The organism is Propionibacterium australiense (genome assembly GCF_003666605.1).
GTDB lineage: Bacteria > Actinomycetota > Actinomycetes > Propionibacteriales > Propionibacteriaceae > Propionibacterium > Propionibacterium australiense.
Window position 1 is genome coordinate 16,955 of the sequence record NZ_RCIV01000027.1, and the last position, 10,966, is coordinate 27,920.

The window sequence follows — 10,966 nt, forward strand, 5'->3', positions numbered from 1 at the left end:
ATGCCGCGCCTCTTCACGCGGATGGCCCCCTCACTGGCGCCCGGGCCTGGAGTCGCCGCACCGTGGCGTCCAACACGAGTTCGTCATCTGATCGGCGTTCGGGTGAAGCCGCCCGAACCACGCCTCTTCTTTTCAAACGGGTGGCACCCTCATCGTCTGCCGGGCGTGACCGTGGGCCTCCGCCCCGGTCCAGGGCACATGGTCTCTCATGCCCTCTCCCGCACCGGAGCCTTTCCCGGCCTGGCCCTCGCAGCGACAGCCGAACCCCTGCTCGAGGGAACGTGCCAGGCAGCAGGCCGTGTCCTGTGAGGCAACCGGGCCGAAGGAACGTGCGGTCCCCGCTCGGCCGGTCAGGCGTGTTCAGCCGAGCAGCCGGGCGGCCAGCTGGTCCGGGGTGTCGACGACGGCGAGGGACTGCTCGGCGCGCAGTTCGCCCGGATCCCCGGCGCCCCAGGTGACGCCGATCCCGGGCATGCCTGCGGCCTGGGCGGCCCGCAGGTCCCAGACCGAGTCGCCGACGTAGGCGACCGAGCCCAGGGAACCGCCCATGCGGGCCAGCCCGGCCAGCAGCGGCTCGGGATCGGGCTTGTGCCTGGTGGTGTCCTCGACACCGCACGCCACCTCGATGAGTCCCTCGTAGCCGCACACCCCCAGGCCGTGCTCGGCCAGGGACCGCATCTTGGCGGTGACGACCCCGACGCGCAGCCCCGCGTCCCGCAGGCCGGCGACGAGATCGACCATGCCGGAGTAGGCGGTGACGTACTCGTCGTGGTGAGCGACGTTCCACTCGTGGTAGAGGCGGGCGACCTCATCGGGGCGGTCCGGCACGACGCTGGCGACGGCCTGGCGCAGGGGCAGCCCGATGAGCGGGGTGACCTCCTCGCGGCTCAGCGGCCGGTCCAGGACCTCACGTCCCAGGTACTGCCAGGTGGCGACGATGAGGTCGATCGAGTTGATGAGGGTCCCGTCCAGGTCGAACAGGACGAGTTCGTACGGCGCCGTTGAGCTCACGTAGGCGAGTCTATGGCGCTTTCGTCCTGCTCCACCCGGCCGATCGTCGGGGTCGTCGCGGTCCAGGGGCAGTAGGCTTGGCGGGAACCGAGCGACCCGACGCAACCGACGAGGCAGATGAGGTGAGCCCGCAGCATGAGTTCCGACCCGAACGGCAAGGGCGTACCGCCGGGCGAGCAGGACACCGTCCCCGAAGCACGTCGCATCAGCATGAGCCGGGACTCACTGGACGAACCCACCCGCACGAACCGTCGAGCGCTGCCCGACGAGGCGCTGCCGTCCGCCGCCGATGTCATCGCGGCTCAGGACGTCCCAGCACCGAACCCCGCCGCCCCGGGGGAAGCGCAGGGCATCGGCCGGGCCCCCGCGCACCACGTCGAGACGCTGCCCCCGCTGGAGGAGATGCACCGCGGCGTGCCCGTGTCACCACGCACCGGCGAGCCGCGGCGCACGGGCGCACTCGTCGCGCTGCAGTGCTGCCTGTACGCCGCCGCCGTTGCCAGCGGGCTGGGCTACGCCCTGTACTGGTGGCGGGCCATGCACGTGGAGAACTTCGACCGCTCGGCGTGGGTCGTCGGCCTGCTCGATCCGCGACCCGGCAGCGCCGGATCCATCGTGCTCGTCATCGTGCTGGCGCTGCTCGTCGTCGTCATGGTGGGTGCGCCCGCCGTCGCCGCCTACCAGGCGTGGACGGGTGAGCGTTTCGCGCAGACGCTGTCACTCGTCGCGCTGGGGGTCGCGTTCCTCGGCGCGCTGTTCAACCCGCTGGCGTGCCTCGCGGTCCCGCTGGCGGCCGTCGGCGTTGCGCTGTCGCGCTCCAGCGGGGTGACGAGCTACTTCGATGCCTGGGAGGCGCTGCGCGCGCCGGTGCACGAGGCCGAGGCCACGGGCAGGAGAGTCTTCTACGGGCGTCTGCCCCGATTCCAGTGAGGAGTGGGTCATCGTGGCGAAGAACCAGGTGTGGGGCGCGCTCGGTCGTATCGCCCGGGACGTGCTGCGCACATCCCTGCGGGAGGCCGAGAAGAAGGCACGCAGGGACGCGAGGAGGCCCTCGGGGGTCTCCCTGCACGATGCGCGGGGGCAGGACCACTCCCGGCATAGTGATGCCGGTGGGCGTCCGGCGCCTCACCCGACGAAGAACTACCCCGGCGACTACACCCGCAAGCCCACGCTGACCTATGACCCCCATCCCGACCGGATGGCCGATCCGGGCGAGGTCGTGTGGACCTGGGTGCCCTTCGAGGAGAACTACGCGCTGGGCAAGGACCGGCCGGTGCTCATCATCGGCCGTGACGACGACTGGCTACTGGGGCTCATGCTGAGCAGCAAGGACCACGACGACCGGGCCCGGGACGAGCACCTCGAGGGCCGCTGGTGGTGCAACATCGGTTCAGGCGAGTGGGACCAGCAGGGGCGCGAATCCGAGGTGCGCACCGACCGCATCATCCGCGTCGCCCCCGGCAACGTGCGACGCCTGGCCGGCCGGCTCGACAAGGAACGATTCGACCTGGTGGCGTCCGAGGTGGAGGAGCACTGGGACGACTGACGGCCCTGCCCCGGCCGCAGGGACGGCTCGTGGCGACCGTGGTGTGAGGATCCGGGCGGATGCGCTAGAGTATGGCCCAGCCGCAACGGCTTCGCGGGCGTAGCTCAATGGTAGAGCGCCAGCTTCCCAAGCTGGACACGCGGGTTCGATTCCCGTCGCCCGCTCCAGTTCTGCAGAGGGACTCGTTCCCATCCGATTTGCTGCTTCACGAGCGGTCGCTCAACTCGTCCTCGCCTCGGTGGAATCGGCGGCTCGCCCTCTGGGGCAGAGAAGATGACCACTTGTCGTGGCCGGGGAACCGATCAGCATCAGAGCACGAGGCAGTGAGCGAGACCCCGTTGTGCATCCCGATTGGAGCTGTGAGAGAGGAAAAGCACGAACTGAGACAAGCCGGCACGTCAGGCTGGTTCGAGACGAAAGCGGCGCCCCTGCCAGTGGTCGATGAGCCAACGGTCGTGGCTGGCGATGACCAGCGTCCCGGTCCACCTGTGGAGTGCTTCCTCCAGCGCCTGCATGGTGTCGAGGTCGAGGTAGTTGGTCGGCTCGTCGATCACGAGGACGGCAGGGCGTCCGGCGAGCGCCATTGCGAGCTGAGCGCGTCGCTGATTACCCGCAGACAGCTCCTGAATGGGGGTGGTCCACATCGATGGGTGGAGGACTCCCCTGCCGAGTCCACCGATTCCCTCGCGCCAGATCTCTTCTGGAAACCCCGGTTCGCCCTCGCATGGCAGGCGTTGGGGAACGAATCCGATGGATCGGTCGCTTGTGATCGTTCCACCTGCCTGAGCATTGACGGGTGGCTTCCCGGTAGCGATCCAGTTGAGCAGTGTGGATTTCCCGGCCCCGTTGGCGCCCGTCACGAGCAGGTGCTCGCCATAGGAGAGATCGAAGCTGGTCGGCGCCAGCCGATGCTCGACACCGGCTCGCCGTGCCGATATCGCGAGTCCTGAGCGAACCGGCGCGGAATTGAACGGAAATGACAATCCGTAGGTGCGGGGTTTGCGCACCTCGTGGCGCGCGAGGGATTCCAGCCTCCGGTCATCGCTTCGGGTTCGACGGGTGGCTGTTGCCGCGGCGCGGTCGGCGTAGAACTTCCTGGCCATGCCCTCGGCAGCGGCCAGTCGGACGCCGCCGCGAGCGATCCTGCCACTGGATTGCCGATGCTCCCGCAATCCGCGTTTCTCGGACTGCTGGGCGGCATGCAGTTCAGCATGCCTGGCGCGGGCCTGCCTCTTCGCGAGCAGATAGTCGGAGTAGTTACCCGCACAGCGGTGGAGCCCAGGGAGTTCATCGGCCCCTTCGGCTGTGGCGAGTGCCCGCCAGACCTCGATGTCCATGTCATAGATGACCGTGGCGGTGCTCTCGATGAAGGCGCGATTGTGGCTGGCCATCAGCACCGGCCCGTCCCATCCACTGATGATCTGCGTCAAGAAATCCACCGCCTCGGCGTCGAGGTGATTGGTCGGCTCGTCCAGGATCAGCACCTCGGGGAGCACGATGAGCGTGGCCGCGAGCCGGAGCCGCCCGCGCTGACCAGGGGACAACGACGCCAGGCTTCTGAGGCGCCCCGAACCGGTGAGGTTCAGTAGGCCAAGACCAGCGAGGACGTCATCCATCCGCGCGTCGAGTGACCACGCACCACGGGTCGTCATCTGGGCGAGCAGCCGGTCGTACTCCCGAGCAAGGTCATCGCCGCTGTCGTTCTCGGCGATCTGCGCCGTGACCTCCTCAAAACGCACGGTGAGCGCCCGCACGGGCCCGAGCGCGCCGTCGAGGTATTCTCCGACGCTTCCGGTGGAGTTCTCGACGTCCGGCACGAGATGCGGCCCGGCACCGGCCCCGTCGCATGTGACCGCACCTTGCTCGGGCGTTATCTCACCCGCTGCGATCCGGAGCAGCGTCGTCTTGCCGCAGCCGTTCGGGCCGATCAGGCAGGCACGCTCACCGTCGCCGACGTGAAGGCTGACGTGGTCCAGCAGCGGGAGGGACGAGTAGGAGAAGGAAACATCGTCGACAATGACGGCAGGCATGATGATCTCCGGGACGCAGGAACTGGGCAGCGTCTCAGCCAGGCTGAGTGGAGATCAGATCGTCATTGCAGCAGGATCCTCCTTGGAGAATGCGACACGCACACGGGCTCGTCGCCGCCAAGTGTAGCCAGGGCCCGAATTTCGATCTACTGGCCCGGAGGCACCGACCCTCGGAAGGCATCCTGCCGAGATGCCGGCACTGATCCCGACGCCTGTTGCGAAGGCGGGGGCCTGCCTCGGCGGTGATGGCGACGTGGCTGGTGAGCTCTCCCCCGGGTCGTTCTCATGCGGCAACGACAAAACCAATCCCGGGGCGGCCCGGGACCTCGTACCGTTGGTACCCAAGGCGCTGTCGAGAACGGAGAGGGCGGTCTCATGCGGACGAGGCGACAGACCATGGCGGGCACCCACCGGCATGGCCTCGATCTTCTGGAAGCAGGTGCTGCTGGGATGAGACGAGTGATCACGGTGGGGGCGATACTGGCTGGGGTCGCGGTCGTGGTGCTGGCGGTGGTCATCGCCGTCGCCGTGGCGACCGCTCCGGGGCCAGATGCGGCGGTGCTGGTGGACGGGGAGAGCAGGACCTCCTCGTCGGGCCAGTACACGGCCGAGTTCTTCTCCGAGGACAGCGACGGGCAGCACCTCGTGTACCCGGTGATCAAGGACCGGGCGGGCATCGTCGTGTGGAGCGACGACGAGCGCTATCTGCAGAGCGCGCACCCGGTCGGGGTGATCTGGCAGGAGGACGCCGACGTGCTGTGGCTGCTGTCCAGCGACATCGGCAACTCCCGCGTGGTGCAGGTCGACGGGGAGTGGACCAAGGACAGGGACCAGGCCACGCTGCCACCGGACATCGCAGAGATCGAAGGGGGGCGCTGAGCAGTGGTTCCGTGGGCCTTACCCCCTGGGAGTACCGCGTACGTGACTCAATGCGCCAGGAACCGGCGAGAGGCTCCAACAGTCAACAGCAAGGACCCTTGGGCTAGGTCTTCTTCCCTACCCACTCCGGTTCGCGCTGCCATCTCAGCCTCGATCCGTGATCCACACACCCTCATCCGTAGCACAAAGCACACCATCCGTAGCACCAAGCACATCATTCGTAGCACAAAGCACTACAGTGGCCGCATGGGTGAGGTGATCAGCCAGCGGGAACTCCGCAACAACAGCGGGCGCATCATGCGAGAGCTGGACAAGGGGAGCACCTTCGTCGTGACACGCAACAACCAGCCGATCGGAGAGCTACGGCCCTTGAGACGTCACCGACTCGTCGAGAAGCAGGTCGTGCGTGAGGTTTTCAAGGGGGCCCAGGCCATCGATGCCAAGGCCTTCAGGCACGACGTCGATGACATCCTCGACCAGGACGTCGAACCCCGTGAATGACGTCGCCCCGCCCGCAGGTCTCCTCGACACCTCGGCAGTCATCGACCTCGAGAAATTGCTCGACAAAGACGCGATGCCTGCCCGGCTTGCGATATCAGCGGTCACGATGGCGGAGCTGGCCGCGGGCCCTGCCGCTGCCACGGACTCAGCCGAACGAGCCAGAAGACAGGATCGTCTGCAACGCGTCGAATCAACGTTCGATCCCATCCCCTTCGGCATTGAAGCGGCACGAGCATTCGGGCGTATTTATTCAGCAGTCGTGGACGCTGGCCGGAAGCCCCGCCGGCGCATGGCAGATCTCCTCATCGCCTCAGTCGCCCTCGCCGAAGACCTGCCGCTCGTCACGCGGAACCCCGACGACTTCCTCGGCCTCGAAGGACTTGTCACCATCATCGCCGTCTGAATATTTCGCCGTATCCTGCACGACCATCGAGTCAACCGATTCGCACCGTGAGTTCGTCTGACTCTGGGACCGTCCCGGAGCCCTCACAGCCCGGCGACGAAACCACCAAGCCGCTCCAGGCCCTCGGCCAGCTCGTCGCGGCCGGCCGCGTAGGACAGCCGCACGTGCGTGTCACCGGTCGCCGGGCCGAAGTCGAGGCCGGGGGTGAGCGCCACGTGCGCCTCCTCCAGAGCGCGCTCGCAGAAGGTCCACGCGTCGAGCCCCGTGCCGCTGACGTCGAAGTAGACGTAGAAGGCGCCGTCTGGCCGGACGGGCACCGGCAGACCGATCCGGTCGAGCCCGTCCAGGACGATGCCGCGACGCGCCAGCAGTTCGAGCCTGCGGTCCTCGCAGGCAGCGATCGCCTCGGGAGTGAAGCAGGCCATCGCGGCGATCTGCGTCGGCATGGCCGCGCAGAGGAAGAAGTTGACGGCCACGTTGTCGGCCGGTTCGATGAGCTCCTCGGGCAGGACCAGCCAGCCCAGGCGCCAGCCGGTCATGCCGAAGTACTTGGAGAACGAGGACACGATGATGGCGTCCGGGTCGGTCTCGAGGGCCGTGCGCGCCGGCGAGCCGTCGGCGGCCGGGTCTGCCAGCGCCAGGTAGATCTCGTCGACGACCCGCCAGGCGCCGCGTTCGCGGGCGGCAGCGCAGATCGCGGCGAGCTCGTCGAAGCCGATGGTGGTGCCCGTAGGGTTCGACGGCGTCGCCAGCTGCACGGCGGCGGTGCGGTCGGTCCAGACCGCCTCCATGGTGGCCCGGTCGAGCTGGTAGCGGGTGGCGGGTGTCGTCGGCGCGAGCACGACCCGGCCCCCGAAGGCGTCGACGAGTTCCCGGTTGCACGGATAGCACGGATCGGCCATGACGACGTCGTCGCCGTGGCCGGTCGTGAGTGCGGTCGCCAGGAGCAGGCCCGCCGAGGCGCCGGCGGTGATGAGGATACGGCGGGGGTCGAGGTCGAGGCCGTGGCGCTGCCGGTAGAACCCGGCCACGGCCTCGCGCAGCGCAGGCAGCCCCGCCGCCGGGGTGTACGGCAGGGGGCGGCCGTCCATGGCCTGCCGCATCGCCTCGTGCACGCCGGGCGGCGCCCCGAACGAGGGTTCACCAAGACTCAGCTTGGCGATGCCGATGCCCTCCGACTCGAGCTCGCGGGCGCGCGCCCCGATGCTCATGGCGTGGAACGGCTGGGCGGACAGGGCCCGCTGCGCGATCTTCGGAGTGGTCATGACGGCTCCCGGTGCTTGTCGTCCGCCGCCGGGCGACGGCGGACCGCGGGATCAGCCTAGGGCAGGCGAGCCGGTGGGACGGGCCCGGCCCGTTCCTCGGTCCGGCCTGCGAAAGTCGTTCAGCCTGCGTGTCATGTGACGCACGAAAGACGCAGGACGAGGCCGATATGGTTCGTTGAGGGAGGTCCCGTGCATTACACGATCAGGCATCTGAGGGACAGCGAGCACGATCTGCTGGACGACTTCCTCTACGAGGCGATCTTCGTTCCCGAGGGTGTCGAGGCACCGCCCCGGTCCATCATCGAGCACCCGCAGCTGCGGGTCTACACCGAGGACTTCGGCCACGAGGACGACCACTGCCTCGTCGCCGAGGTCGACGGAGGAGTCGTCGGGGCGGTCTGGGTGCGCATCATGGACGATTTCGGCCACGTCGCCCCGGACGTGCCGTCGCTGTCCATTGCGCTGTACGAGCAGTACCGCGGCCGCGGGATCGGCACGGCTCTGCTGGAGGCCATGCTCGGCCTGCTGCGGGTAAAGGGCTACGAGAAGGTTTCGCTGTCGGTGCAGAAGCAGAACGCGGCGCACCGGCTGTACAGCCGGTGCGGTTTCCGACCCGTCCGTGAGACGGCCGAGGAGTACGTCATGGTGTGCGAGCTGCGGCCAGCAGCCGGGGCCAGTGGGTCTGCCAGCCGCCCGCGGCCCGGGCCTCCTGGCCGGCGCTGATGATGAGGCCGTGGAAGGCGCCGAACTCGTCCACGGTGAAACCCTCGGCGTGAACCCGTTCGTTGAGCGCGGCACGGGCCCTGCCGTAGTCGGGGTGGTCGCCGAGACCGGCCACGGCGAGCAGCCTGCGGGCGTAGCTGTCGAAGATGAACACCGGACGGCGGTAGGCGTACAGGCTGATCGCGTCGGCGGTCTCGGCCCCGACGCCCCGCACCGCGAGCAGTGCGGCCCGCAGCTCCTCGTCGGCCCAGGCCGCGGCCTGCTCGTCGTGACGCGCGAACCAGTCCGCCAGCTCCTTCAGGCTGCGGCTCTTGGCGGTCATGAAGCCGGACGGCCGGATGGCCTCGGCCAGCTCCTCCCGGTCGATCGCCCGCACCCGTTCGGCGTCCAGCAGGCCACCGGTGCGCAGGGCGTCGAGGGAGCGTTCCACGTTGGCCCAGTTCGTGTTCTGCACGAGCACCGCGCCGGCCATCATCTCGAACCGGCCCTCGCCCGGCCACCATCCTGGCGACTCGGTCGTGGCCGATAGCACGTCGAAGAGCTCGCGGAATGTCGTCACAGCGGTGTCAGACACAGACGCGAGTCTATGAGGGATCACCTCGCCACGGCCGAACCCGTCGGGCGGGCGCCCCGCAGGGCCGCCAAGAATAGTTCGTCAACTTCACCGCCGCTTATCGGGGGATCGCAGCGAGAAGACTCCCCGGGGGTGCTGCATCCGAGGCCTTGGAACCGTCCGACACCCGCAGCATCCTGGTGGATGATGCCGATGACTTGTGCCCGCGGGCCAGCGAGGTCACGAGCCGGCAGCACACGCCAGCCCTCCCCACAGCGCATGCGGCCAGCCGAAGGCGTCAATGATGAGGCACTCACCGGCGATCCACCCGGTCATGACCAGGCCGGACAGGGCATGGGCGAAAACGAACCAGCGTGAACCCCGGCTATAGCCAGAGAGCCGCCCGCTGGAAACCGCCGACGACCGCACCGAGGAGGACTGCCGCGAGTTCTTCACGGTGATGTACGAGGCGAATGCCCCGAAGGTTTGATCCGGGGTTTCGTGGTGAATGTTGGCGGTGTTCCAGACGTGCTCGATGGGGTTGTGGCCGGGAGCGTATGGCGGCAGGAAACGAGGGGGCTGCACTCCAGTAGCCGACCTGGCCCGTAGAGGCCGGTCGAGGTGGCAGGGTGGAATCTGGCGTCGTCCAGCACGAAAGCTATCTGTGGCCCGCCAGTCGGCCAGTCATTCTCGAATGGTTTTCTCGCCGCGTTCGATCCTTGCAGCGAGAATACTCACATCGACATCACGAGCGGCATGCAAGATCGCTTCCGTCTTCGTTCACACCGGCGCATGGGCATTGGAACGCTTCTTCCATCCGACCAGGACAGCTGTTTCTTCCGGGGCGTCCTCGATCTGCATATTCAGATCACACCCAACCGAGACTCAGAATCCACCAATAATACGGCCTTGGTTCAGTGCTGCCATGGTTTGCCCCCGGGGAATATTCTGAGTCCTAGAGATGTTCTCTCCAGCCAGGAGAAGTCGGATGGCGAGGCAAAACAGAAGGCCTGGGATCACAGAAGACGTCTCCATGGAACATATGAGCAAGCACTACTCGCCACAGGCGAGAGGATAGAACAAATGATAGAGGTGTTTCCCGTGAATATCCAGTTGATACAGGGGATCTTCATACCGTTTCTTGGAACCAGCCTAGGCGCGGCAACCGTATTCTTTTTACGAGAGGGTATTTCCGACGCCACGCGACGAATCTTAATCGGATTTGCGGCCGGTGTTATGATGGCAGCCTCCTTCTGGAGCCTACTGCAGCCCGCCTTGGACAGCTCTGACCACATGGGAAGACTTTCATTCATCCCTGCAGCCGTTGGTTTTCTGATCGGCATTGGCTTCTTCTGTTCCTGGGTCTTTCTGCGCCGCATAATGCACATGGACGAGAAAGCCGGAGAGCCGATAAGTGGATTGAGGCGGAAGAGCAAGCTCATCTTGGCCGTCACTCTGCATAACATACCTGAGGGGATGGCCGTTGGTGTAGTCTATGCCGGATGGCTGTCCGGAGAAACCGGAATCAGCCAGGCCGCCGCACTGGTCCTGTCACTTGGCATCGCCATTCAAAATTTCCCTGAGGGGGCCATCGTATCCATGCCGCTCAGGGCAGAGGGGATGCCGAAAATGAAAACTTTTTGGTACGGCGTCCTCTCTGGGGCTGTGGAACCGATTGCTGCAGCGGCGACCATCGTCACCGCGAGTACGGTTGTCATCGTATTGCCGTATATGCTGGCTTTTGCCGCTGGAGCAATGATTTATGTAGTAGTCGAGGAGCTGATCCCGGAGATGTCATCGAACACACATTCCAATGCAGGGACAGTCGCCTTCTCGCTGGGCTTTGTACTGATGATGATTTTGGATGTGGCGCTGGGCTGACATGAGCTTGGCCACATTCAAGGAGAAAAGAACGCTCATCACCATGAATATGGCCGTCATGAAACAAGATCGGTTTCTGGTTGGGGTTTGGGGAGGTGTTCGAAGTCGTAGTCGAAGGTACGACCAGTGACGTATGAAGCGAAAGCTCCGAAAGTTTGGTCCGGGGTTTCTCGC

Annotated in this window: 12 protein-coding genes and 1 tRNA gene; 8 read left to right on the forward strand and 5 right to left on the reverse strand. The window is 66.4% G+C overall.

Annotated elements, in window-relative coordinates; genetic code table 11:
- Nucleotides 1-360 precede the first annotated feature (360 nt).
- Nucleotides 361-1,011 (reverse strand): HAD family hydrolase, encoded by a 651-nt coding sequence (locus D9T14_RS12620; protein ID WP_170175775.1) that lies wholly within the window; start codon nucleotides 1,009-1,011, stop codon nucleotides 361-363.
- Between the two features lie 135 nt (nucleotides 1,012-1,146).
- Between D9T14_RS12620 and D9T14_RS12625 the strand changes: the two genes are divergently transcribed.
- From D9T14_RS12625 to D9T14_RS12635, 3 genes are all read left to right on the forward strand, one after another.
- A complete protein-coding gene (locus tag D9T14_RS12625; RefSeq protein WP_119162865.1) occupies nucleotides 1,147-1,941 on the forward strand; it encodes a hypothetical protein in 795 nt (264 codons plus the stop codon).
- 13 nt (nucleotides 1,942-1,954) lie between these two features.
- A complete protein-coding gene (locus D9T14_RS14305) occupies nucleotides 1,955-2,557 on the forward strand; it encodes a type II toxin-antitoxin system PemK/MazF family toxin (protein WP_232012376.1) in 603 nt (200 codons plus the stop codon).
- A gap of 93 nt (nucleotides 2,558-2,650) precedes the next feature.
- A tRNA-Gly gene (locus tag D9T14_RS12635) sits at nucleotides 2,651-2,724 on the forward strand.
- 231 nt (nucleotides 2,725-2,955) lie between these two features.
- On the opposite strand, the gene D9T14_RS12640 is transcribed toward D9T14_RS12635, so the two are convergent.
- Nucleotides 2,956-4,587, reverse strand: coding sequence for an ABC-F family ATP-binding cassette domain-containing protein (locus D9T14_RS12640; protein ID WP_119162863.1), 1,632 nt, complete (start codon nucleotides 4,585-4,587; stop codon nucleotides 2,956-2,958).
- Between the two features lie 450 nt (nucleotides 4,588-5,037).
- On the opposite strand from D9T14_RS12640, the gene D9T14_RS13745 reads away from it, so the two are divergent.
- From D9T14_RS13745 to D9T14_RS12655, 3 genes are all read left to right on the forward strand, one after another.
- On the forward strand, nucleotides 5,038-5,466 hold the full coding sequence (locus tag D9T14_RS13745; protein WP_170175776.1) for a hypothetical protein: 429 nt from the start codon (nucleotides 5,038-5,040) through the stop codon (nucleotides 5,464-5,466).
- A 246-nt stretch (nucleotides 5,467-5,712) separates the two neighbouring features.
- Nucleotides 5,713-5,967 (forward strand): type II toxin-antitoxin system Phd/YefM family antitoxin, encoded by a 255-nt coding sequence (locus D9T14_RS12650; protein WP_119162861.1) that lies wholly within the window; start codon nucleotides 5,713-5,715, stop codon nucleotides 5,965-5,967.
- Complete coding sequence (locus tag D9T14_RS12655; protein WP_232012378.1) at nucleotides 5,960-6,370, forward strand: type II toxin-antitoxin system VapC family toxin; 411 nt, start codon at nucleotides 5,960-5,962, stop codon at nucleotides 6,368-6,370. Before D9T14_RS12650 ends, D9T14_RS12655 begins: the two co-directional genes overlap by 8 nt.
- A gap of 83 nt (nucleotides 6,371-6,453) precedes the next feature.
- Here D9T14_RS12655 and D9T14_RS12660 read toward each other — a convergent pair whose 3' ends face one another.
- Nucleotides 6,454-7,635 carry an aminotransferase class I/II-fold pyridoxal phosphate-dependent enzyme gene (locus tag D9T14_RS12660; protein WP_119162859.1) on the reverse strand — a complete coding sequence of 394 codons (1,182 nt, stop codon included), beginning with the start codon at nucleotides 7,633-7,635 and terminating at the stop codon, nucleotides 6,454-6,456.
- Between the two features lie 189 nt (nucleotides 7,636-7,824).
- On the opposite strand from D9T14_RS12660, the gene D9T14_RS12665 reads away from it, so the two are divergent.
- The gene (locus D9T14_RS12665) at nucleotides 7,825-8,358 is read left to right on the forward strand and encodes a GNAT family N-acetyltransferase (protein ID WP_119162858.1); all 534 of its coding nucleotides are present in this window, start codon (nucleotides 7,825-7,827) and stop codon (nucleotides 8,356-8,358) included.
- On the opposite strand, the gene D9T14_RS12670 is transcribed toward D9T14_RS12665, so the two are convergent.
- Entirely contained in the window at nucleotides 8,276-8,932 is a 657-nt protein-coding gene (locus tag D9T14_RS12670) for an endonuclease III domain-containing protein (protein ID WP_197720603.1), read from the reverse strand. The genes D9T14_RS12665 and D9T14_RS12670 overlap by 83 nt on opposite strands.
- A 219-nt stretch (nucleotides 8,933-9,151) precedes the next feature.
- Nucleotides 9,152-9,496 carry a hypothetical protein gene (locus D9T14_RS12675; protein ID WP_119162856.1) on the reverse strand — a complete coding sequence of 115 codons (345 nt, stop codon included), beginning with the start codon at nucleotides 9,494-9,496 and terminating at the stop codon, nucleotides 9,152-9,154.
- A 36-nt stretch (nucleotides 9,497-9,532) separates the two neighbouring features.
- Between D9T14_RS12675 and D9T14_RS14000 the strand changes: the two genes are divergently transcribed.
- Nucleotides 9,533-10,792 carry a ZIP family metal transporter gene (locus tag D9T14_RS14000; RefSeq protein WP_220451995.1) on the forward strand — a complete coding sequence of 420 codons (1,260 nt, stop codon included), beginning with the start codon at nucleotides 9,533-9,535 and terminating at the stop codon, nucleotides 10,790-10,792.
- Nucleotides 10,793-10,966 lie beyond the last annotated feature (174 nt).

Excerpts from the sequence above, each read along its gene's own strand:
- D9T14_RS12640 (WP_119162863.1), bottom strand. The coding sequence starts at position 4,587 with ATGCCTGCCGTCATTGTCGACGATGTTTCCTTCTCCTACTCGTCCCTC.
- D9T14_RS12625 (WP_119162865.1), top strand. The coding sequence starts at position 1,147 with ATGAGTTCCGACCCGAACGGCAAGGGCGTACCGCCGGGCGAGCAGGAC.
- D9T14_RS12650 (WP_119162861.1), top strand. The coding sequence starts at position 5,713 with ATGGGTGAGGTGATCAGCCAGCGGGAACTCCGCAACAACAGCGGGCGC.
- D9T14_RS12660 (WP_119162859.1), bottom strand. The coding sequence starts at position 7,635 with ATGACCACTCCGAAGATCGCGCAGCGGGCCCTGTCCGCCCAGCCGTTC.
- D9T14_RS13745 (WP_170175776.1), top strand. The coding sequence starts at position 5,038 with ATGAGACGAGTGATCACGGTGGGGGCGATACTGGCTGGGGTCGCGGTC.